Genomic DNA, 22364 nt, shown 5'->3' on the forward strand with positions numbered 1-22364 from the left:
AACCCTCAGTCCACCGGGTGCAGCGATTTGCGCATCTCAAAACAGGATATGCTTTTGCGCGCCGCGCAGCCGCCAGTCGGTTTCCAGCCATGCCGGATATAAAACGCCTGGGCCGTCCGTGTCCCCTCAAGCTGTGCCTCGGTGCAACCGGCAGCGGCCAGTTCCTGTTCCAGCCGGGCCAACAACGCGCTTCCCACCCCAAGACCGGTATGAGCCGGGTCGATATAGAGCAGCGTGATCTCGCCGCCCTCACGCAATCCGCCGACAGCCGCAACCTGACCTGCGCGCTCGGCCAGCCAAATCTGCGCTCCGGCCTTGATCCAACCCCGAATGGTCTCCGGGTCTTTATTGGCGGTCCATTCCGCAACGGCCTGCGGATCATCGCCATGATCCGCCTCGCACAGCTGCGTGATCGAACGGATCAGAACCCGGCTTAGATCAAAGACATCAAACACGGTCGCGCGGCGCAACATCAGACCAGCGGGTGGTTCTGAGAAGGCCTGCGCGATACCGCGCTTATTCTGCATGATGCGGCGCTTGCCCCGAAGGCGCCTGATAGGGGCGGGTTACATCCTTGAGCGTGACGTCTATTGCCTCGACCGATAGACGGATCGCGCCATCTCCGGCCAATGTAAGCAAAATCTGACCCGCGCCGTCTTCGCCGGGTTCAAAATCGACCGAAAGCAAGGACATCACCAAATCCTTCTCGCTACGGTCGATACCCTGGCTGGCCACGGTTAGAACGGAAGCGAACACCAGCACAGACTGCACCCTTTCGAATGGACGGCCCCGGCGCGTGGCCGCATCCTTGTCCTCCCAGCGGAAACGGTTCAGCAACAGGCCAAAGCGGCGCTGCGACGGATGCCAGGTCATTTCGGATACGGGGAACACCGCATCCTGTGTCAAAGTCGAGATCACCTGAAGGTCATCCCCATCCTCTGCACCCAGATTCAGTGGAGCCTCACGCCCATCGTGGAAACTTGCGTCTGTCATTGGTCTTTGATCCGTTCAATTTTGGCGCCCACGCCTTCCAACTTGCGCACAACATGCTCATACCCACGATCCAGATGATAGACCCTGCTGACAGTTGTTTCACCTTCAGCAGCCAGCCCCGCCAGTATCAGCGAGACCGAAGCGCGCAGATCTGTCGCCATAACCGGTGCGCCCTTCAGACGTTCGACACCAGTCACGGTTGCCGTGCCACCGTGCACTTCGATATTCGCGCCCATCCGCACCAATTCGGGGGCGTGCATGAAACGGTTCTCGAAAATGCGTTCTTCGAGCACCGAGGTACCTTCGGCCGTGCACATCAGCGCCATCATCTGGGCCTGCAGGTCGGTCGGAAAACCCGGGAACGGCTCGGTCACGACATCCACGGCTTTGACGCGCCCGTTCTTGCGGGCGACCAAAAGACCGTTTGCTGTTTCCGAGACATTCACGCCCGCCGCATCCAGTTTCCCGGCAAATGATTCCACCAGAGACATCCGCCCGCCCAACAGTTCGACTTCTCCACCACAGATCGCCGGCGCCAGCATATAGGTGCCCAGCTCGATCCGGTCAGTCACAACCTGATGGGTGGCACCATGTAACCGGTCTACGCCCTGAATTTCGATGGTCGGCGTGCCTTCACCAGAAATCTGGGCACCCATCTTCCGCAGACACTCGACCAAATCGACGATTTCAGGTTCGCGCGCCGCGTTCTTCAGAACCGTTGTGCCTTTGGCCAGCGTGGCCGCCATGACAATGTTCTCGGTCGCGCCCACGGATGCAAATCGCATCTCATGCACGGCACCTTTCAACCCGCCCACAGCTTTGGCATGCAGATACCCGTCCTTAAGCTCAATCTCAGCCCCTAGCGCCTCGAGCCCTTCGACGTGCAGATCCATCGGACGCGCGCCGATTGCACAGCCTCCGGGCAGCGAGACGACCGCCTGCCCAAACCGCGCCAGCAAAGGACCCAGCACAAGGTTTGACGCGCGCATCTTTCGCACGATGTCATAGTCCGCCGTCTGACTGGTTAGGTCGTGGCTGGACATTGCGATCACCTGACCATCCTGCAATGACGACACCTCGGCCCCCAAGGACTGCAGCAAAGCCGTCATCGTCTTGATGTCGCTCAGCCGAGGCGCATTGGTCAGCGTCAGCGGTTCTTCGCTGAGCAAGGTCGCCGGCATCAGCGTCAGACACGCGTTTTTTGCCCCTGCAATCGGTATCTGACCTTTAAGCGGCCCGTTGCCTGTCACCAGAATCGAATCCATCTGCTCTTATCCCTCGTCTTTGTCGGCTTTGCCGTTCTGGGTTGCCCGCGCCTTAGCCTGCGCCTTACGCCGCGCCATATTCGCTTTGAGCGCCGCTTTCAGCCGCTCTTCGCGCACATCGCCGGATCTGCCGTGTTTTTTAGGTGTATTTTTATCTGCCATAACCTTTCTCTACAGGAGGCGAAAAAAACCGTCCAGACACCCTTGCGCCGCGTTTCGTTTGAGTCTAATCACCCGCCCACAGCGCTGCTGTAGCTCAGAGGTAGAGCACTCCCTTGGTAAGGGAGAGGTCGAGAGTTCAATTCTCTCCAGCAGCACCATCTCATCTTTGCACCTCTGGTTTTCTTTGAAGCTCCGAAACGGGCGGGCAAATGACGTTGAGATATGCCTTGTTTCGACAATATCGCACTGGCTCCGCCGAAGCTGACCTACGTAGCCGACCATGTACAGCTAGGCTGCCGCAAGTTTTGTCCTGACCATCTCTCGCATATCCCTAATCCGGGGCAAACTGTCCACGCAGCCAAGCTTTGAACAGGTCGACATCGATATGCGAAACGTTCGAATGCCGGGCCGCTGCCTCGAAGTTGCTTAACCAACTAAGGGTATTGGATTTGATCTAATCTAGCGACAAATAATTTTTGTGGTAGATAGCCTGTTTTATCATTTTCACTTGCGGCTCAGGTCGCGATACAAGTTTTTGAATTGTCTCAAATCCGAACAGGAAATCTGGACTTGGTCAAACCAGACGTCTCATCGACGAAAGTCAGGATTGCCGCATTCGTGGCCAATCCGGCGCTTGGCTTCGACTTCGTGGCAAACGCGGCCGGTCCTGGCGTTATTGCAGGTTCCAACGTCGTTCATCAGACAAAGGGGTCGGTGGCACCTTGTTCTCGGGAATCGCTTATCAGCTGCTCATCTAGCGGAACTGTTTGTTTGGATTTTTCGTACACTCGGAAGGAATAGAAGATGAAAGTAGGGTTCATTGGACTTGGTAATGTCGGCGGAAAGCTTTCAGGCAGCCTGTTGCGGAACGGAATCGATCTGACGGTTCTTGATCTAAACCGCGACCTGATGGAAGCGGCGGCGGCCAAGGGTGCCAAGTTGGCGGAAAATGCCGCAACATTGATGCGTGATTGCGATGTCGTCATCACCTGCCTACCCTCGCCTGCCGCCTCGGACGCTGTCATGCAGGAGATGCTGCCAGAGGTGAAAGAAGGCAAGATCTGGCTGGAGATGTCTACCACTGACCAAGCCGAAGCCGAACGCCTTGGCGGTATCGTCATCGCCGCCGGTGGTGCCGCAGTCGATTGCCCGGTATCTGGCGGTTGCCACCGCGCCGACACTGGTAATATCTCGATCTTTGCGGGCTGTGACCGCTCTACGTTCGAGCGAGTTCTGCCGTTGCTGAAGACCATGGGACGACGTATCCTGCATACTGGTGAGCTTGGCAGCGCCTCGATGCTCAAGGTACTTACCAATTATCTGGCCACCGTCCATCTGGTCGCCAATGCCGAAGCGTTGGTGACGGCGAAGGCTGCAGGTATGGACCTAAACACAGCCTACGAGGCGATCAAAATTTCGTCTGGTAACAGCTTTTCCCATGTTACCGAAAGCCAGGTAATCCTGAACGGTTCGCGCGATATCTCATTCACCATGGATCTGGTGAAAAAAGATGTGGGCCTGTTCCAGAGTATTGCCGAACGAAACAATGTGCCGCTGGAAGTTTCACCCTTGATTTGCCAGATTTTTGACGACGGCATTGCACGCTATGGCGATCGCGAGCTATCCCCCAACATTATCCGCCGGTTAGAGGACGCCACCGGTCTTTCCATCCTTGCCCCCGGCTTCCCTGCGGAAATGGCGGATGACGAACCAGAAGAGCCTGGATACGAGGTGATCCCGCAGGGTTCGTCGCACGTCTCTGCCGGCAGCTAGAGCCCGTTTCGGCAGCCACGAGCAAGTTGAGGGCAGGTATCATACCTGCCCCAACGGCCAATGATCAGGGGCTCAATGCCCTTTGAACGGCGTCGCACCAGCTAACTCGGCCTCGAATTGCGGGACAGTATGATGCAATGCGCAAAGCAAAAAATCCGAGGATGAGGCGGATATACGATAGGGACGACGGTCCGACAGGGCCGTATTGATATTGGGTGAGGGCGTCGGATGTGGGCTGCCGACCGCCCAAAAACTCATTTCCTAACACGCCCTCTCTGTGATCCCGACACGCGCCTCTGCTCTTACCCGTCGAGCATAGCGAGAACAACGTCACGATCGGACAGAACCAGCAGCAAAGCGATATCATCCGGTTGTAGCTTTTCAAGTATCATTGATGCGGCTTGTGTGGGCGAAGCGGCTCTGAGTATTTGTTCTGCACCATACCCATGTTCCAACGCTGTCCTTTCGATCAGATCAGAAATTTCCCCCGACTCGCGGCCTCTTAGATACCCTTCCAGCTCGGTTGCGACGACCACGTCGGGTTGGAAATTCAGCGCTGTCGCGGTTACGTCCCGGATATCCTGATCCGATCTGTCCCCCGCATGGCTGAGCATGATGAAACGCCGTTTTGCTGGCAAGCTCGACAGCGCATCGCAAACGGCGGAAATCGAATGCGGGTTATGTGCAAAATCCACAAAGACCCGTGCGCCGTTGTATCGGAACTCGTTGCAACGGCCTGGATTATCCTTAGCGTCTGGTTTGAACCCGGCCAACCCATCCCGAGCCGCCTGAACGGGCAAGTCCAGCGCCAAAGCCAGGCACAAGGCCGCCAGCGCGTTCAGGATATTGTATTTCGCAGCGCCGCCCATGGTCAGGGGGACATCGGAAACTGCGATCACCACCTGTTCCGCTGTGCCGTCGAAAAACACGATATCACCCTGCCGCACATAGGCGCAGCACCTGTCTGCATCGCGCGCCCGGCGGATCAGGTCGTTCTGCGCGTCCAGCGAAAACCACCAGATATTCGCCGAGGTATTCTCCGCCTCGGCACGGACAAAGCCGTCATCGGCATTCAGGGCCAGCACGCCCCCCTCGGCCAATGTTCGATGTACGGCGAATTTGGCCTGGGCCAGTTCCGGCACCGTGTTGACCCCATATTGGCCCAGATGGTCGTTGGCTACATTGGTGACAGCCGCCGCCGTGGCGGCGCGGGTCGGCAGACCCCGGCGCAGGATGCCCCCACGGGCGACTTCAAGACAAGCAACCTCCAGCCTTTTATCACGCAGCAACATCCGCCCGCCGCCGGGACCCGAGTAATCGCCACGGTCCAGTATATCATCGCCCACGCGGACAAACTCGGTCGAGGTTAGCCCAGCGACCTTGCCCGAAGCGCGTGCGATAGCCTCAAGCAGCCGGGTCGTGGTGGTCTTGCCGTTGGTTCCGGTGATGAACGCGACCGGGACATCATGCAGCGCAGACCAGTCCACCTCACCCGGGGTGGGCAGCCCATCAACAGGCCAAGTCTGACTGCCTGTACCATGCCCGATCGACACCTCGTCATCATCGCAAAGGATATCCACGCCATGCGCCTCAGCCGCGGCGATCAAGGCGATCAGAGCAGGATTGGCTTCCATTTCCATGACGCCTTTGACATCCGCAACCATCTGATCGAAATCTCCGGGCTCGGATGCCAGCAGTTCTGCAGCACAGAAATGCCAGGCGGTTTGCGCTGCGAATATCCCGGAATAGAGCTGATCCATCGGTGCCGAGATCGCCAGATTGACGCCGCCCGTAAAGGTACGGTGGATCAGACCCTGCCCCTGCCAGCCCAGTGCGTCCAGAACCCGGCGCGCATGCTTCTCCCACAAGTCGGTGATCTGCGTCGCGTCGATATCAGTGAAGAAAACATCCATCACCGCGCCGGGTCGGTTCCATAGCAGGCCCGGCCCGGTCAGACGCCGGGCGTCATCCACCTGAATATGGTCAACGGTCGCGCTTTCTATTGTCAGCGCGGTCTCAAGCTCTTCGATCCGGTCCATTCCGGTGCCTCCGCTCAATCCGCGTCTTCGCTGATTTCACGGGCCAGACGCACGCCACGCTCATCCCGGATCAGGTTCTGGTCGCCTTCGAACATATCTTCGAACGAGGTTTCGGTGGGGGCTGCCACAGGTGCGACCTCGGGTTCTTCGCCATCAGAATTGAAATAGATGATCTGTTTCCAGCAGCGCGTTGTGTCATCACCAAAGATCACCAACAGATCGCCCTGTCCGGCCTGTTCCAACGCGGCACTGACCGCTTCGACCTCGTCGGGGATGACCGTGATGGCTGCGGCATCCACGCCGTTGTCGATCAGGGCTTGACGCATCATCTGCGGCACCTCGTCATGCCCGCGTCCGCGACGGCGGTCATCTGCCTTGCAGATGAAATGATCAAAATGTCCGGCCAGGGCGGCGGCCCCATCGACAATATCTTCGTCGCGCCGGTCGCCAGGCATCGCTACCACGCACAGCCTGCGGCCCTTGATCTCTAACTGATCGGCCAGTGCCGCCATCGCTTTCAGCGCGGCGGGGTTATGGCCATAATCGAGGATCACCTTGAAGGGATGTTCGTCATAGACATTCATCCGTCCAGGTGCCTGAAAATAGCTGGTGTCGAAGGTGCGCAGCCCATGACGGATATTATCCAGATCCACGCCGAAACTATAGGCCATCGCGGCGGCGAACATCGCATTCTGGACGTTGAAAATCGCCTTGCCTTCCAACGTCGCCGGGATCAGATGCGACCACAGAACCGGGATATGAAGCCCGTTGTCATAGATGGTCAGCATGTCACCATTCATGCCTTTTTCAAGCACGATAGCCTTGCCGCCGGCCTTGATATGTTCCTTGACCAGACTGTGCGCTGGATTGGTCGTGACATAGAAAATCTGATCCGCTTGAGCGTAGTCGGCCATTTTCAGACAGTTGATGTCATCGGCATTCAGCACCGCAGTCTCCACAGCGCTTTCAACCACCACGCGCTTGACAACGGCCAGCTCCTCGACCGTGTTTATGCCGCCGAGACCTAGATGATCGGCCGAGACATTCAGACACGCCGCCACGTTCGACCGCTGATAGCCCAGACCGGACCGCACAAGCCCGCCGCGTGCGGTTTCCATCACTGCAAAATCGACCGCCGGATCACGCAGGACGATCTGCGCGGATTTCGGTCCCGTCATGTCGCCCTTAACGCTTAGTTTACCGTCCACATAAACGCCATCGGTCGAGGTCATGCCAACGGTCTTGCTGCTGGTTTTCATAATATGCCCCAGCATCCGCGAGGTCGTCGTCTTGCCGTTGGTGCCTGTGATCGCCGCAATCGGGATGCGGGTTTCTTCGGTGGCTGGGAACAACATGTCGATCACTCTGCCCGCCACGTCGCGAGGCTGACCTTCGGACGGCGCCACGTGCATCCGAAAGCCCGGGGCGGCGTTCACCTCGACTATAGCTCCGCCAATATCCTTGTAGGATTTGGTGATGTCGTCGATCAGAAAATCCACACCTCCCACATCCAATCCAACCGCCATTATGGCGCGTTCGGCCATGTCACGATTGTCAGGATGCACCACATCCGTCAGATCAATCGCTGTCCCCCCCGTCGACAGATTTGCCGTTGAACGGAGATAGAAGATCTCGCCTTCCGACAGCACGGTTTCTTCGGTCACGCCCGCATTCTCCATCAGGCGTTTGGCCTGATTGTCGATTTCCAGCATGGTCAGCACTTTCTCGTGTCCGATGCCACGGCGCGGGTCCTGGTTCACGATGTCAACCAGCTCGGCAATCGTGTGTGTGCCGTCGCCAACGACATGTCCGGGGACACGCTTGGCCACCGCAACCAGTTTGTTGTTCACAACCAGCATTCGGTGGTCAAAACCGGTGATGAAGCTTTCCACCAGAATGGCCCTGCTGCGAGAATGTTCCTTGGCTTCGGCAAAACCGGCCTCGACCTCGGACTCTGAATTCAGATTGATCGAAACACCGCGCCCATGATTGGCGTCGAGCGGCTTGACGACAACAGGAAACCCGATACGCCCCGCTGCTTTTGCCGCCTCGCGTGCCGAATAGACCATGCGCTGCTGTGGTACCGGCAGGCCCAGATCGTTCAGCAGATTGTGGGTATCTTCCTTGTCGCAGGAAATCTCGACCGAGATATGTTTGGTCTCAGAAGTGATGGTAGCCTGGATGCGTTTCTGATACTTCCCGTGTCCGAACTGCACCAGCGAGCCAGAGTTCAGCCTGATCCACGGAATGTCCCGCTCTTGTGCCGCCTTGACCAACGAGCCGGTCGAGGGGCCAAATTCTTTGCGCTGCGCCCGCAGCACAAAGCTGCGTAACTCATCATCCCAGTTGAAATCTGGATCAAAGTCGTAATCCACCTGGTCCTTGAGGGAGTGTGGCAACAGATGCATTAGCAGACGCATCGCCAGCTTGCCCGCATCCAGTCCGACATCGCGCTGGCGGTATTCATAGACCATGTTGTACTGGCCGGGTTCGCCAGTGCCGCGCGTTCGGCCAAAAGTCACATCCGTACCAGCTACGTTCTGAACCTCGATAGCGCAATGTTCCAGCACATGACCCAGCCAGGTGCCCTCATCTTCGCGCAGGCGGCGGATGAACCCGCCGGGTTCGCGATAGGAACAGCCATGTTCTGTCAAACCGGGAAGTGCCGCGACCAGAGCGTCGATAAATTCCGAACCAATCTTTGCCGAAGGCCATTCTTCCAGAATACCCAGATCGATAACGTGGCGAATAACCGGAAAACTTGCCCAAACATTCGGGCCGACAAAGACGTTGGTCGAAATTATTTTCATGAGGCACCCTGTTGGTTAGTTTTTATTTTCCCCCGCCGGCGCCCTCGTCCCCGGACAGGTCCGGCAATGTACAGAACGCCATATGCTCATCCGGCGGAAACGCCTGGCGAGCCGTCAGATCATAACGGCACCCTTCGCCCAGAACGTCAAGCCGAAGTCCCAGAAGGCTCAACGCCTCTCCGCGGCGGGCATCCCACATCGATGAATGCGTCAGATGGCTGGCATCCACCACAGTGACCGTTCCGCTACCCACTACCTCAAGGACGTTATCGGGCCCAATGAAGGCCGCCGTGTCTTCGTCAACGCCCAACCCGATCAGGAAAGGGTTGAAAGATGAGGCGGTTAACAGGCGCCCCAGGCGGTTACGTTGCGTGAAATGCTGGTCAATGATGACCGCATTGGTCAAACCCATGCCCGGGGCCAGAGTGATATTGCCTTCGGCTGGGGCCGAATTGCTGCTGCCGCCTGCAACCATATGCTCGGACATGACCGACGCCCCGGCTGAGGTTCCCGCAATCGGTATCCCCGCCGCATTCCGGCGCCGGATTTTTTGAGCAACAAGCGTGCCACCCAGAATCGCCGACAAGCGCAGCTGGTTCCCGCCGGTCATGAATATCCCGGTGGCGCGGTCCAACATCTCGGCATAGTCGGGATTGTCGCAATCGGCGCGACGCGAGATGGGCAGGAACTCAACCTGACCCGCTCCAAGCTCAGAGAATATGCGGTTATAATCCGGCCCTGTTTCTTCCAGCATCGAGGCTGTCGGGATCACGACAATATCGGCATCGCCGCCGCCGGACAGCTCCACGAATTTGCGGTGAATCTGCATTTCCTTGACGCGGTCTTCGCCACCACCGATCGGGATGATGAACCCGCGCGGGGTCTCTGCATCAATGGGTGCAGGGCACATATCTTAACTACCTTCCGGAGCTATAGCGGGCAGCCACCGGGGACCGCGCGGACGTTCAAATCTGTTCATACATGCCGCGCCGGGCTATCTGGCCATCGCGGACATGCCATTCCCCCCGGGCCATCACATGCCGCACGGCGGTGTTTTCGTCAAGAACCACCAGATCGGCCTCCATACCCACTTTCAAACGGCCCTTTCGATGTAGCTTGAGCAGATCAGCGACATTAGAGGTCATCGGAGCAAGCGCATCAGACAGGGACATTCCTTTATCGGTCAAGTCGCGCAGTGTTTCGGGCAGAGTGTCCGACAATCCCACACCGAACCGTGTCAGATTGCCTTCACGGTCAAAGGCCGGCAAGCAGCCACCGCCGTCAGAGCTGATGGTGAAACGGTCCGCACGACCACCCAGATCGCGAAATTGGATATAGGCCTCGGCGGCTGATATGCCCGGCTCGATATGTTCGCAGGGGAATGCGGTCGCGTCGATGTAACATCCGTGCCGCGCCAACGCGACGGCCTGTTCAAAGAGGGGTTTGTTGCGATTGACATGAGTTGGATTGAAGACGCGTGCGGGGATTTCGCAGGTTGCGATCGCCTGTTCCAACATCGACAGGCCCCTGTCGCCGTCACCCATATGGCAATGCACGATCCCTGCCTTGCCGGTCATCAGGCCCGCGACATGCGCCTCACTTGCGATCCGCAGAAACTCGTCCATTGTCGGTTGGCTTGACCGGTGATCACTGATCGCCAGTTCCCCAACGCCGATAACCGGGTCAAGAAACACGATATCACCCCGGGCCGAACCGGTGAGCGTGGTCAGTGGGACGTGATAGCCACCAGTGTGACACCAAGCCGAAAGCCCCTCCTCCCGCAGCCCATAGGCCTGCTGCACCAACGTCTGCGTGTTGCGGGTCAGATCGTCCGTCCCCAATACCCCCACAACCGACGTGACCCCGGCACGGGTGAACGAGGACAGGACCATCGGCGGCACCCGGCTGGCTGGCCCGGTTTCACCGCCACCACCCGTGATATGCGCATGTCCGTCGATCAAACCCGGAACAACCGATGCACCTTCGACGTCAACGACTTCAGCCTGAAGCGGATCCGGCAGTTCGGGTTGAGTGCTACCGAGGTAAATAATGCGTTCACCTGCGGTGAGAATATGGCCTAAACCAACAGGCTCAGGCGTATAGAGCCGCGCATTCTTGATCAGTTTCAACACGTTTCATACCCGTCAGTAAGAGCAAAGACATCCTTTCTTGCACTGAAAGTCAGCAGAAGAACCATCCCTTAATTCGGAGAAAGCGTAAATGTCGGGCGCAGGCCTTAAAGGCAAAATCTTAGGAGCGCTGAGGTAAAGTTGGGCATTTGCGCAATTCGCCGCGCCAGACGCTTTCGGATCGGAACAACCGTAAGAAGCGAATGTAGCGGAGGCAGTGAAACCTTTGTTGACAGCCGCCTCACTGAGAAAAGGCCCGCCGGAATGGTGGGCCTTTCTATTTTCACGTTCAGCTCTTTTTGCCGACATTTTCTTCGAATGAGACTTCAAAAGCCGCCTGCTTTTCAGGACTGGCTTCGGTCTGATACTTGGCTTTCCATTCGCTCATGGTCATCCCGTAAAAGATCTGACGGGCTTCGTCCTTGTCCATCTCAATGCCCTGTTCATTGGCCGCTTCCTGATACCAGCGCGACAGGCAGTTGCGGCAAAATCCGGCCAGGTTCATCATGTCGATGTTCTGAACATCGGTCCGGTCTTCCATCAGGTGCTGCTGCAACCTGCGGAATGCGGCGGCCTGAAGTTCGGTTTCGGTTTTCTGGTCCATGTTCTCGTTCCGGATGCTTGCCCAATATGTTCAAGAAGACCTAACAACCCAAGCGGGCCGTTTCAATCATCAGCAACACCTCAGTGCGCTAGGCCAGTTTCAACGCCAGCCAGGGCACGATGAAAAAGATAAGCACCAGAATTTTGTAATTGGCCAGATACCTGAAATACGCACGTTTCACATCCGCGCGGTCCATTTGGAACATCCGACTATGGATGCCAGCCGCCCAATCCTGCATCAGCACGACCATCAGGGTCGAAAACAGTAACACAGCAAGGTTGATCACCGCCATCCAGCCGAAAACAGATGTCAAAAGCTCTTGCGTCATGATCGCCTCCTTTCGCCTGATATATGGGGTTTCGGGCGTGGTCGCTCAATGGTGCGCGGGCTCTCAGCTGCCGAAAGTCACAATTCGCTATGCGAAAGGGCGTCTTCCAGGACAATTCCCAGACGTTCGGCCCATGCGCGCTGCCCCGCGTGGTCGGCGATCAAGTCATTGCGCAGTTCGATCAACGCATTAGGGCGGCCAAAGGCAGTGCAATGCTTGTCGATCGCATCGCCCGGCAGAACGCCAGTATAGGGTTCATTGACGCCAACACATAGGTCCTTTTCAGCCTGCAACCGGTGGATCAGTGGGCGCGAAAAACGCTCATCCGGAGTGTGCAGCACACCGACATGCCAGGGACGCGGTTCGCGTCCACGCAACTGCCGGGTGAAAGAATGCATCGACACGATCACCGCATGGGGCAGTGCGGCCAGCTCAGCCAATGCCCTATGGTAAGGGCGGTAACACATGTTCAAACGCCGCTCGCGCTCATCCGCATCGGCGTGACGGTTGCCGGGAATGATTGACCCGTCATACAATTTCATCACAAGAGTCGGGTCGTCCTCGCCTCGGTTCGGATCGATCACAAGGCGCGAGAAATTCGCCGCAATCACAGGCGCGTTCAGAATTTCACCCAGATGTTTCGATACTTCATAGGCGCCCACGTCATAGGCGATGTGGCGCTCCATATCCTCACGCGGCAAGCCAAGATCCCCACCATTGATTCCCGGTGGAACAGTATTGGTCGCGTGGTCACATGTGATCAGCCAGCGGGAAGGGCGATCCGCGCCATGGATAAAAAACGGAGAATACGTCATAAGCCTGTCATGTTGTTTCCGGCAGGTTTAGGACAGTTGCTTCGGAAAGGGAATTGCGCAATAAGCGGGCAGAGTCGATGTTTGCGGTAACATTCGCGCAAATTCAGGACATGATTTGAGGAGAACAAGGTCAATGCGACGCCTGAGAAATGTGAAAATCGTGGCGACGCTGGGGCCGGCGTCCAATGACTATGACACCATTCGCGCGTTGCACGAAGCCGGAGCCGACGTATTTCGCCTGAACATGAGCCATGGCAGCCATGACGAAATCCGCGAGCGGCACCGGATCATCCGTCAGGTCGAAAAGGATCTGGACAGCCCTATCGCCATTCTTGCAGATCTGCAGGGGCCAAAGCTGCGTGTCGGCGTATTTGCCAATGATGCGGAAGAGCTGATCGAGGGTGCCGTGTTTCGGTTGGATCTGGATCCGGCCCCGGGCGACGCAGGCCGCGTATGCCTGCCCCATCCCGAGATTTTTGCTGCGCTGGAACCCGGTGCGCGCCTCTTGGTCAATGATGGCAAAATTCGCCTGATCGTACAGGATTGCGGCCAGGATCATGCGAATTGTACCGTCGAGGTCGGCGGGACAATTTCGAACCGAAAAGGCGTGAACGTGCCGGATGTCGTGCTGCCCTTGGCCGCGTTGTCCGCCAAGGATCGTGGTGATCTGGAATTCGTCTGCCAGCTGGGTGTGGATTGGTTGGCGCTGAGTTTCGTTCAGCGGGCCAAGGATGTTTTTGAGGCTCGGGCACTGGCCGATGGGCGCGCCTCGATCCTGTCCAAGATTGAAAAGCCTGCCGCGGTTGAGGCGTTTGACGACATCCTCGATGCCTCTGACGGCATTATGGTTGCGCGCGGAGATCTGGGCGTGGAGCTACCGGTTTCCGCGGTGCCCCCGATCCAGAAACGTCTGGTCCGCCGGTGCCGTAGCGCCGCCAAGCCGGTGATTGTGGCCACACAGATGCTGGAAAGCATGATCGAAAGCCCGATGCCCACGCGGGCCGAGGTTTCAGATGTGGCAACCGCTATCTATGAGGGCACAGACGCCATCATGCTAAGCGCGGAATCCGCCGCAGGTTCCTATCCGATCGAGGCCGTGCAGACCATGAACAAGGTCGCCATCGAGGTCGAAGCCGACCCCACCTATGATCAGATCATCGCGGCATCGCGCACGGCAAAGGGAACAACCGTGGCCGATGGTATCGTCGCCGCCGCTCGCGAAATTGCCGAGAAAACGGATATCAAGGCCATCTGTTGTTTCACTCAAAGCGGCACAACTGCGCTGTTGACCGCGCGCGAACGCCCCGGAGTTCCGATCATTGCAATGACCCCTGCAAAGGGAACGGCCCGTCGGTTATGCCTGAGCTGGGGCTGCCATTGCGTAATGACGCCCGAGCTTGAGCGTTTCAAAGGGGCGGTCGTCAGCGCCGCCCGTGCTGCTCGTTCTGGTGGATTTGCAACTGACACGGATCAGATCGTTGTCACCGCCGGTGTTCCGTTCAACGTGCCCGGCACGACCAATATCCTGCGGATCGCGCCTTGCGACGAAAGGCTGATCTATAACACGGATCCTGGCTGATCAGGCGGGTATGACATTCTGCCCGACCGGTTCCTTGACGATTTCCATCACGGTAAAGGAACTGGTCTGGTGAATGCCCGGAAGCTTATTGATCTTTTCCCCCAGGGTCTGGCGGAAATGGGCGATGTCGCGTGTGCGAACGGTTAACAGATAGTCAAACGACCCCGCCACCATCAGGCAGCTTTCGATTTCGGTGACATCGCGCACGGCATCGTTGAATTTATCCAATGAGTTCTCAGACGTTGCAGCCAGGGAAACCTGCACAACCGTCATATGCCCGAGACCCAACCGCTCCTTGTCCAGAACGGCGCTGTATCCGGTGATATAGCCGGTTCTTTCCAGTCGTTTTACACGCTCTGAGCACGGGGTGTTGGTCAGGTTTACCCGCATGGCAAGCTCGACGATCGGCAGGCGGCCATTGGCTTCCAATTCCCGCAGGATGCGTTGATCGATCTTGTCCAATTCTCTGTCCATTAGGAAAATTCCCTGTAATTTTGGCGCATAATGGGGTAATTTACTGAGAATAGACCAAAAATAACACCATTTCCTAGTGATTTTTCCTGATACTGGCTTGAGGGCAGTCTACAATAAATGCTCCAAGTTCCGGCTGCCCTGCCGGGGGCACGGGCCCCGGTCAAATGAACAATAAATGGAGGAACGAGATGACAACAAAAATTGTCATAGGACTGGACGGGACAGAATCCGGAGAACGTGCCATCGCTTTTGCCAAAGATTTGGCTGAAAGGATTGGTTCATGCGAGCTTCTGGTTGCATATGTCATTGAATGGTCGCCCTACACTTTTCAGACACCTGAAGAAAACGCAAAGCGGCACATGCGGCGTGAGGAGGAGATTGAACTAGCAACGACACGGGTGGTGGCACCCGCCGTCGACGCCCTGAAGGCCGCGGGTTTCGCCGCGACCGGAGTGGTGCGCCACGGAGATGTGGCTGAAACGCTGAATGCCATCACGGTAGACAGCAAGGCCGTACAGATTGTCGTTGGACGCTCGTCCGCAGATGGCCTCAAAAAGCGTATCTTCGGCAGCTCAACGCAAAACCTTGTAATGCATGCCGATGTACCGGTCACGGTCGTGAATTGAGGGAGGCACAGGAATGAAAACACTATCTCAACTGGGATTGGCAGCCGCCACCCTGATGGCCAGCCCCGTCGCCGCGCAAGAGGCGCCCGGGTTGGACGAAAAGATCAATCAGGCTTTTGCTGATATCACTGGGCCATTCGTTAGCTTCATATTCGCACCAATTCCCGGGACAGGATTTCCCTGGATCGTGATGTGGTTGGTTATCGCGGCGTCGGTCTTTACTCTGTACTTTGCTTTTGTGCAGATGCGCTTCTTCGGCCACGCGATAAGTCTGGTCAAAGGCGACTATTCCGATCCCAACGATGCGGGTGAGGTTAGCCACTTTCAGGCATTGGCCACTGCCCTGTCGGGCACGGTCGGGCTTGGCAATATCGCAGGCGTTGCCGTTGCTGTTGGCATTGGTGGCCCCGGGGCGACCTTCTGGATGATCCTGGCTGGTCTTCTGGGCATGGCGTCAAAATTCACCGAATGTACACTTGGCGTAAAGTATCGCAACGAATACGAAGACGGCAGCGTCTCGGGCGGCCCGATGTACTATATGTCCAAGGGTTTTGACGAGCTTGGTCTACCCGGAGGTAAGATCCTGGCGGTTGTGTTCTCGATCTTCTGTATTCTTGGAGCGCTGGGCGGGGGCAACATGTTCCAGGCCAATCAGGCGCATCAGCAGATTGCAGGCATCGTCGGGAATTACCCGGGTTGGATCACCGGTGTGGTCTTTGCGGTTGTCGTGTTCATGGTGATCGTCGGTGGACTTAAATCCATCGCGCGAGTGACTGAAAAAGTTGTGCCCTTTATGGGCGTGATGTATGTCGCGGCGGCTCTGGTCATCATCGTCATGAATGCGGATATGATCGGTTGGGCCTTTGGTCAGATCTTTGCCGGTGCGTTTACCGGTCTTGGTGTGGCCGGCGGTATGGTCGGTGCTCTGATCCAGGGCTTCAAACGGGCCGCGTTCTCGAACGAGGCCGGCGTTGGGTCTGCTGCGATTGCCCACTCGGCGGTGCGCACAAAGGAGCCGATCACAGAAGGCTTTGTTTCGCTGCTTGAGCCGTTCATCGATACGGTCGTGATCTGTACCATGACCGCGCTGGTGATCATCATCACACAGCAGTTGATCATCGACCCCGAGACCGGCAACTATATGTTGAACGAAGCAGGAAGCGCTATTGCGACCGTTGACGGCAACTCGGGCGTCAGCCTGACCTCTGCCGCCTTTGGCAGCGCGTTCAGCTGGTTCCCCTATGTTCTGGCGATTGCGGTGATCCTGTTTGCTTTCTCGACTATGATCAGCTGGTCCTACTATGGCCTCAAGGCCTGGACCTATCTGTTCGGTGAGGGGCACACCAAAGAGCTGGTGTTCAAGATCATCTTCTGCGTCTTCGTGGTGATCGGTGCTGCGGCCAACCTCGGCCCGGTTATCGACTTCTCGGATGCGGCGATCTTTGCGATGGCGGTTGTGAACGTCTTTGCGCTCTACTTCCTGATGAAGATCGTTCGTCAGGAACTGGCATCGTATAGTGAAAGACTGAAAAGCGGTGAGATCCGCAAATACGGTCACTAAATAGACCACCGGGGCGGCCTGCGTCGCCCCGGTGCCTGACTGGGCTGCTAAAATTGCAGATTCAGCCAAAACCCCCTTGCCAGTATGGTCGAACTTGCGTAAACGGCGCTTCTGATCGCGTGACCGGCCGAGATGGCATGCCGAGTCGCGTTTCGAACCGAACCCCGAAAGGAGACGGAAATGCCTAAGATGAAGACAAAGTCGAGCGCCAAAAAGCGCTTTAAGGTGACTGCGACCGGTAAGGTCCTTGCTGGCCAGGCCGGCAAACGTCACGGCATGATCAAGCGGACCAAGAAATTCATCCGCGATGCTCGTGGCAACACCACCCTGTCCGCCCCCGACGCCAAAATCGTCAAGGGCTATATGCCCTACGATCGATAAGAGGAGATTAAGACATGTCCCGCGTTAAAGGTGGAACCGTAACTCACGCCCGTCACAAGAAGGTTATCAAGGCTGCCAAAGGTTACTATGGCCGCCGCAAAAGCACCTTCAAGGTTGCCCGTCAGGCCGTAGACAAGGCCAACCAATATGCAACCCGCGACCGTAAGAACCGCAAGCGTAACTTCCGCGCGCTGTGGATCCAGCGGATCAACGCTGCTGTGCGTTCGCATGACGAAGCCCTGACATATTCCCGCTTCATCAACGGCCTGAACCTGGCCGGTATTGAAGTGGACCGTAAAGTTCTGGCCGATCTGGCCGTGCACGAACCGGAAGCGTTCGGCGCGATCGTCGCCCAGGCTCAAGCTGCTCTGACCGCCTGATCCTCTGTAAAGAGACAGTGAATAAAGGGCCGTTCCGTTTGGGGCGGCCTTTTTTGTTACTGGTAGGGTCCGCTTTGAACCAAGAAGGCCGGATGCTGTGCAATGTCTGTCTGCCCGATTACTGAGAACGGTCAAACGATCTTGGGTTTATTTGCGATTTGGCTCACATAGGACATAAAACCAAAAAACATCTTGGCAGATACTCTGCGTTTCGCTTCTGATTTCAAAGCCTCTGCAGTTTCGGAAAATAACAGACCCTCTTCCACCATGCGGTCCGCTCCGCGTTCAATTACGGTGAGAAAATAGGTCGCTTCCCCTTCTGCCACATATCCATGACCTTTCCGGGCCCCAAGTCGAAATCCCGCATCGACCAGGATGGCTGAAATCTGACGCATTATCCAAAGATTAGTGACATTTTGATTGATCATGAATTTGATGAGTTGATCGAGCGGATCAAAGTCCGCGATCTGCGCAGTTGCGGTACTGTAGTCGCCATCACAAATTGCCAGCACACCTCCGGGCTTCAAAAGGCGGAAGGCCTCTTGAACAACGTCTTCAGGTCTAGGGACGTGGCACAACAACGTGTGCATTAACACAAGGTCAAAGGTCTCGCTTTCAAAACCTGTGTTTTTGGCATCCCCGATATCGAAGCTAAGTCGATCATCATCCCCAAAGCTCTTCTGGGCCCGTGCGACCATGACGGGCGAGGGTTCAATTCCATGAGCCGTTGCGGCTCCTGCAAGCTCCAACAAATCTCGGGTAACGTGTCCTGTTCCTGAACCAAGCTCCAGCGCCCGTGCACCTTTGGGGAGCCTCAGGTTTTCCATGTAGGCTTTGCGAATTGCAATCTGCGCAGGCTCTAAACAGCGCACTTCCATTGCTGATGCGATCCGCTCTTGAAGGGCGGTGTCTTGCGTACCGAGGTCAGAGTATGGATCGGCCATAAGTTAACTCATTTGAAATGGACCACAGGAGGACATGATAGACCAACATTTTCATCGGCACCAATAACGGCCATTGAGGCCCATTGGTCGTGTTACGGGGCATCTCCGGCCCTCTGTCCCCTAGCTACACCAGCAACACGTAGGGGCTTCGCCATCATCATGTGTGAAGTTGGCTCCTGAAAACCGCAACTCAGCGCGTAATATGCCGCCTGGTTTCGGCCAAACCAATACCCTTTGTCAGGCTGAGTATGACTATTCTCAAAGCGGCCTGTCAGGATGCAGGATCACCAACTATCGTGTTCAGATCGCGCTCAGAGATTTTGGTGCCGCACCCTCTTTGCGCCGTTCATCCCGACCAAGACCTGCACGCGGCACCAAATGTTGTCAAATTCGTTGCGACCACCCCATGCCACACAAACGCCCAGCATGAGATTCCTTTAGAGCGCTGCCTTGCGGCTTTCGTCCAGATAAATCTCGCGCAGACGTTTGGCTATGGGTCCCGGCGTGCCGTCGCCCAGCGCTGTGCCGTCAATTTCAACCACAGGCATGACAAAAGCACTGGCAGAGGTGGTGAACGCCTCATCAGCCTCCTTGGCCTCGTCGATGGTGAACAGGCGTTCTTCGACAACCATCTGCGCTTCGGCTGCCATTCGCAGAACGGCCTTGCGGGTGATGCCGTGCAGGATGTCGCTCGACAACGGTCGGGTGACAATTTTGTTGCCTTTGACAAAATACGCGTTGTTGCTGGTGCCCTCGGTCACATAACCGCCTTCGACCATCCAGGCATCATCACAGCCCGCGGCCTTGGCCATCATCTTGCCCAGCGAGGGATAGAGCAGCTGTGTCGTCTTGATGTCGCGCCGGCCCCAGCGGATATCCTCGATCGAGATGACCTTGGCACCTTTCCGGGCAGCAGGGCTGTCTGCCAGACCCGGCTTGTTTTGGGTGAACAAAACCAGTGTGGGTTTGGTATCAGCCGCAGGAAATGCAAAATCTCGGTCGCCGTCGCTGCCGCGCGTGACCTGAAGATAGACCAGCCCCTCTTCAATGCCGTTCAACTCAACCAGCTTGCGGTGGATCTCCAGCAGCTCGTCCTTCGCGCAGGGTTCAGTCATCTGTAATTCGTCCAGCGAGCGCTTGAGGCGGACCGCATGGCCTTCGAAGTCGATCAGCTTGCCGTCCAGAACGCTGGTCACCTCATACACGGCATCGGCCATCAGGAAGCCACGATCAAAGATCGACACTGTGGCTTCGGTTTCGGGCAGGTAGTCGCCATTCACATAAACGGTGCGGGTCATGTCAATCTCCTTAGCCCCAGAGCGCTGCCAATGGCGGGTACACTCCGGCATCATCAAAAGTCAGCGGGTTGTCGCGGTCTTCGGCCAACAAAAGTGGTCCGTCAAGGTCCGTTACCATCGCACCCTGCGCCAGCAATGTCGCAGGGGCCATCGCCAAAGAGCTGCCGACCATACAGCCGACCATGATGTCATAGCCTTCAGCAATCGCCGCTTTGCGCAGCTCCAGCGCTTCGGTCAGACCTCCGGTCTTGTCGAGCTTGATGTTGATCACATCATATTTGCCCTTCAGTTTGGGCAGGCTGGCACGATCATGGCAGGATTCGTCGGCACATACGGGTACCGGGCGCTCCATCCCGATCAGCGCGTCATCGTCACCGGCGGGCAGAGGTTGCTCGACCAAGGCCACACCCAGGCGCACAAGATGTGGCGCAAGATCGGTGTAAACGGCGGCGGACCAACCTTCATTTGCGTCCACGATGATCGTCGCATCCGGTGCGCCTGCGCGAACGGCTTCAAGTCGGGGCATGTCATCCGGCGTGCCCAGTTTGATCTTTAAAAGCGGGCGATGTGCATTCGCAGCCGCCTGCGCCTGCATCGCCTCGGCGGTGTCCAACGACAATGTATAGGCCGTGATTTCGGGGCTCGGCTGAGGCAGCCCAGCCAGATTCCAGACGCGTTTACCGGCACGCTTGGCCTCAAGATCCCACAGCGCACAATCTACGGCATTCCGTGCAGCGCCCGCAGGCAACAGATCCATCAGTTGCGCCCGGTCAAAACTGTCCGGCAATCTGGCAATTTCAGCCTCAACCGAGTCCAGAGTTTCATCATAGCGCGCATAGGGTACACATTCGCCCCAGCCCTGATGCTGACCGTCAGAAATGCGTACGGTCAGAACCTTGGCCTCGGTCCGTGACCCGCGTGAAATCGTAAAGACCTGAGCCAGCCTGAACACATCGCGAGAGACGTCAATTTGCATCACATACCTTTTCCTGGCTGAACCGCCCGGCTTTTCCAAATTTCGATCCGGGCCGGCGGGACCAGACCGCTTTATACTGCTGCCAGCGCGTCGACCAGCTTGCCTGCACCAAAACGGAACGGGTCCGTTGCGGGCAGTCCCATGTCGGCCTCAACCTGCGCCAGATAGGCAGAGGCATCCGCTTCGCTCATGTGCTGCGTATTGACCGAGACGCCGACGACCTGACAGTCAGGGTTGGCAACCTTGGCCAGCCCCAGCGCCGTATCGCGCAAGGTTTGCAAAGACGGCAAGCTATATGTCGGCAGACCGCGCATATGTTCGCGTGTCGGTTCATGAGACAGGATCAACGCATCGGGCTGACCGCCATGAATCAGCGCCATTGTCACGCCGGAATAGGACACGTGAAACAGTGACCCTTGCCCTTCGATCAAATCCCAGTGGTCGTCATCATTGTCGGGTGTCAGCCATTCGACCGATCCCGCCATGAAATCTGCGATCACCGCGTCCAGCGGTACACCGTCACCGGTGATCAGAATGCCAGTCTGGCCAGTAGCTCGGAAGGTCGACTTCATGCCACGCTTGCGCATCTCGGCATCCATGGCCATCGCGGTGTACATCTTGCCAACCGAACAATCGGTGCCCACGGCAAGACAGCGCTTACCTTTACGTTTGATGCCGTTGGCGATTGGATAGTCGACCGACGGAACCCGCACATCATGCAGCTTGCGGCCTGTTGCTTCGGCGACTGCGACTAGATCGGGCTCATCACACAAAAGGTTGTGCAGGCCCGAGGCCAGGTCGAAACCTTCCTCCAGCGCCATGACCAGCACCTTTTTCCATTCCTGACTGATCACACCACCACGATTGGCCACGCCGATGACCAAAGTCTTGGCCCCGGCCTCTTTGGCCTTAGCCAAGGACATGTCGGTCAGGCCCAGATCGGCTTTACAACCCTCCATCCGGTATTGACCCACGGCGTTTTCCGGACGCCAGTCCTTGATTCCAACGGCAACCTTGGCCGCCAGCTGGTCGGGCGCATCGCCCAAAAACAACAGATACGGTGTCTCGATCATTGCGGTGCACTCCTTTGATTCTGGCGCAGGCTATGGGACGGGCAAGGCGAGTGTTTCTCGATTTCGCCCAGCATCGCTGGATCCCGCAGGAAAATTTCGCGCAAATATCGTAGCTTGCGCAAAATTCTTTCAAGTTTTTAAAGCGATTAAACTT

General features: G+C 57.0%; 23 protein-coding genes and 1 tRNA gene. 7 read left to right on the forward strand and 17 right to left on the reverse strand.

Going from position 1 to position 22364, the window contains the following annotated elements; translation table 11 throughout:
- Window positions 1-5: 5 nt before the first annotated feature.
- From AC2FJW_RS03645 to AC2FJW_RS03660, 4 genes are read right to left on the reverse strand one after another with little or no spacing between them, the layout of a single operon-like run.
- A complete protein-coding gene (locus tag AC2FJW_RS03645; RefSeq protein WP_496692235.1) occupies window positions 6-527 on the reverse strand; it encodes a GNAT family N-acetyltransferase in 522 nt (173 codons plus the stop codon).
- Window positions 517-993, reverse strand: coding sequence for a DUF2948 family protein (locus tag AC2FJW_RS03650; RefSeq protein WP_281973613.1), 477 nt, complete (start codon window positions 991-993; stop codon window positions 517-519). Before AC2FJW_RS03650 ends, AC2FJW_RS03645 begins: the two co-directional genes overlap by 11 nt.
- A complete protein-coding gene (gene murA / locus AC2FJW_RS03655) occupies window positions 990-2258 on the reverse strand; it encodes a UDP-N-acetylglucosamine 1-carboxyvinyltransferase (RefSeq protein WP_281973612.1) in 1269 nt (422 codons plus the stop codon). Before murA ends, AC2FJW_RS03650 begins: the two co-directional genes overlap by 4 nt.
- A 6-nt stretch (window positions 2259-2264) precedes the next feature.
- On the reverse strand, window positions 2265-2420 hold the full coding sequence (locus AC2FJW_RS03660; RefSeq protein ID WP_496696796.1) for a hypothetical protein: 156 nt from the start codon (window positions 2418-2420) through the stop codon (window positions 2265-2267).
- Window positions 2421-2503: 83 nt separating this feature from the next.
- On the opposite strand from AC2FJW_RS03660, the gene AC2FJW_RS03665 reads away from it, so the two are divergent.
- Together AC2FJW_RS03665 and AC2FJW_RS03670 are read left to right on the forward strand one after the other, a co-directional pair.
- Window positions 2504-2578, forward strand: a tRNA-Thr gene (locus AC2FJW_RS03665).
- A gap of 646 nt (window positions 2579-3224) precedes the next feature.
- A complete protein-coding gene (locus tag AC2FJW_RS03670; protein ID WP_496696795.1) occupies window positions 3225-4193 on the forward strand; it encodes an NAD(P)-dependent oxidoreductase in 969 nt (322 codons plus the stop codon).
- A 72-nt stretch (window positions 4194-4265) separates the two neighbouring features.
- On the opposite strand, the gene AC2FJW_RS03675 is transcribed toward AC2FJW_RS03670, so the two are convergent.
- From AC2FJW_RS03675 to AC2FJW_RS03710, 8 genes are all read right to left on the reverse strand, one after another.
- Window positions 4266-4451, reverse strand: coding sequence for a hypothetical protein (locus AC2FJW_RS03675; RefSeq protein ID WP_496749239.1), 186 nt, complete (start codon window positions 4449-4451; stop codon window positions 4266-4268).
- A gap of 44 nt (window positions 4452-4495) precedes the next feature.
- Window positions 4496-6232, reverse strand: a complete 1737-nt coding sequence (locus AC2FJW_RS03680; protein ID WP_496749240.1) for a Mur ligase family protein — start codon at window positions 6230-6232, stop codon at window positions 4496-4498.
- Between the two features lie 14 nt (window positions 6233-6246).
- Entirely contained in the window at window positions 6247-9042 is a 2796-nt protein-coding gene (gene cphA, locus AC2FJW_RS03685) for a cyanophycin synthetase (protein WP_496749241.1), read from the reverse strand.
- Window positions 9043-9064: 22 nt separating this feature from the next.
- Window positions 9065-9952, reverse strand: a complete 888-nt coding sequence (locus AC2FJW_RS03690) for a cyanophycinase (protein ID WP_142637921.1) — start codon at window positions 9950-9952, stop codon at window positions 9065-9067.
- 55 nt (window positions 9953-10007) lie between these two features.
- Entirely contained in the window at window positions 10008-11174 is a 1167-nt protein-coding gene (gene iadA / locus AC2FJW_RS03695; protein WP_496749242.1) for a beta-aspartyl-peptidase, read from the reverse strand.
- A gap of 286 nt (window positions 11175-11460) precedes the next feature.
- Window positions 11461-11775, reverse strand: coding sequence for a DUF1244 domain-containing protein (locus AC2FJW_RS03700; RefSeq protein ID WP_142637917.1), 315 nt, complete (start codon window positions 11773-11775; stop codon window positions 11461-11463).
- Between the two features lie 88 nt (window positions 11776-11863).
- Window positions 11864-12103: a DUF6868 family protein gene (locus AC2FJW_RS03705; RefSeq protein WP_496689976.1), complete on the reverse strand. Its 240-nt coding sequence runs from the start codon at window positions 12101-12103 to the stop codon at window positions 11864-11866.
- 77 nt (window positions 12104-12180) lie between these two features.
- Window positions 12181-12918 carry an N-formylglutamate amidohydrolase gene (locus tag AC2FJW_RS03710; RefSeq protein ID WP_496749243.1) on the reverse strand — a complete coding sequence of 246 codons (738 nt, stop codon included), beginning with the start codon at window positions 12916-12918 and terminating at the stop codon, window positions 12181-12183.
- A gap of 133 nt (window positions 12919-13051) precedes the next feature.
- On the opposite strand from AC2FJW_RS03710, the gene pyk reads away from it, so the two are divergent.
- Window positions 13052-14497, forward strand: a complete 1446-nt coding sequence (pyk, locus tag AC2FJW_RS03715; protein ID WP_142637911.1) for a pyruvate kinase — start codon at window positions 13052-13054, stop codon at window positions 14495-14497.
- Here the strand turns inward: pyk and AC2FJW_RS03720 are convergent, their stop codons facing one another.
- Window positions 14498-14971: an Lrp/AsnC family transcriptional regulator gene (locus AC2FJW_RS03720; RefSeq protein WP_142637909.1), complete on the reverse strand. Its 474-nt coding sequence runs from the start codon at window positions 14969-14971 to the stop codon at window positions 14498-14500. It lies immediately after the preceding gene.
- Window positions 14972-15159: 188 nt separating this feature from the next.
- On the opposite strand from AC2FJW_RS03720, the gene AC2FJW_RS03725 reads away from it, so the two are divergent.
- From AC2FJW_RS03725 to rplT, 4 genes are all read left to right on the forward strand, one after another.
- The gene (locus tag AC2FJW_RS03725) at window positions 15160-15597 is read left to right on the forward strand and encodes a universal stress protein (protein WP_142637907.1); all 438 of its coding nucleotides are present in this window, start codon (window positions 15160-15162) and stop codon (window positions 15595-15597) included.
- Window positions 15598-15610: 13 nt separating this feature from the next.
- Entirely contained in the window at window positions 15611-17158 is a 1548-nt protein-coding gene (locus AC2FJW_RS03730; RefSeq protein WP_271950089.1) for an alanine/glycine:cation symporter family protein, read from the forward strand.
- Between the two features lie 180 nt (window positions 17159-17338).
- A complete protein-coding gene (gene rpmI / locus AC2FJW_RS03735) occupies window positions 17339-17539 on the forward strand; it encodes a 50S ribosomal protein L35 (RefSeq protein ID WP_010443552.1) in 201 nt (66 codons plus the stop codon).
- Between the two features lie 14 nt (window positions 17540-17553).
- Complete coding sequence (gene rplT, locus AC2FJW_RS03740; RefSeq protein ID WP_142637903.1) at window positions 17554-17919, forward strand: 50S ribosomal protein L20; 366 nt, start codon at window positions 17554-17556, stop codon at window positions 17917-17919.
- Between the two features lie 131 nt (window positions 17920-18050).
- On the opposite strand, the gene AC2FJW_RS03745 is transcribed toward rplT, so the two are convergent.
- The 4 genes from AC2FJW_RS03745 to dgcN form a co-directional block, all read right to left on the reverse strand.
- Window positions 18051-18863: a methyltransferase domain-containing protein gene (locus AC2FJW_RS03745; protein ID WP_496708166.1), complete on the reverse strand. Its 813-nt coding sequence runs from the start codon at window positions 18861-18863 to the stop codon at window positions 18051-18053.
- Window positions 18864-19300: 437 nt separating this feature from the next.
- Window positions 19301-20161, reverse strand: a complete 861-nt coding sequence (locus AC2FJW_RS03750) for a D-amino-acid transaminase (protein ID WP_496749244.1) — start codon at window positions 20159-20161, stop codon at window positions 19301-19303.
- 10 nt (window positions 20162-20171) lie between these two features.
- Window positions 20172-21137: an N-acetyl-D-Glu racemase DgcA gene (gene dgcA, locus AC2FJW_RS03755; protein WP_496749245.1), complete on the reverse strand. Its 966-nt coding sequence runs from the start codon at window positions 21135-21137 to the stop codon at window positions 20172-20174.
- 71 nt (window positions 21138-21208) lie between these two features.
- Window positions 21209-22210 carry an N-acetyltransferase DgcN gene (gene dgcN, locus AC2FJW_RS03760; RefSeq protein WP_496749246.1) on the reverse strand — a complete coding sequence of 334 codons (1002 nt, stop codon included), beginning with the start codon at window positions 22208-22210 and terminating at the stop codon, window positions 21209-21211.
- Window positions 22211-22364 lie beyond the last annotated feature (154 nt).

The organism is Ruegeria sp. CDSA020, assembly GCF_059612345.1.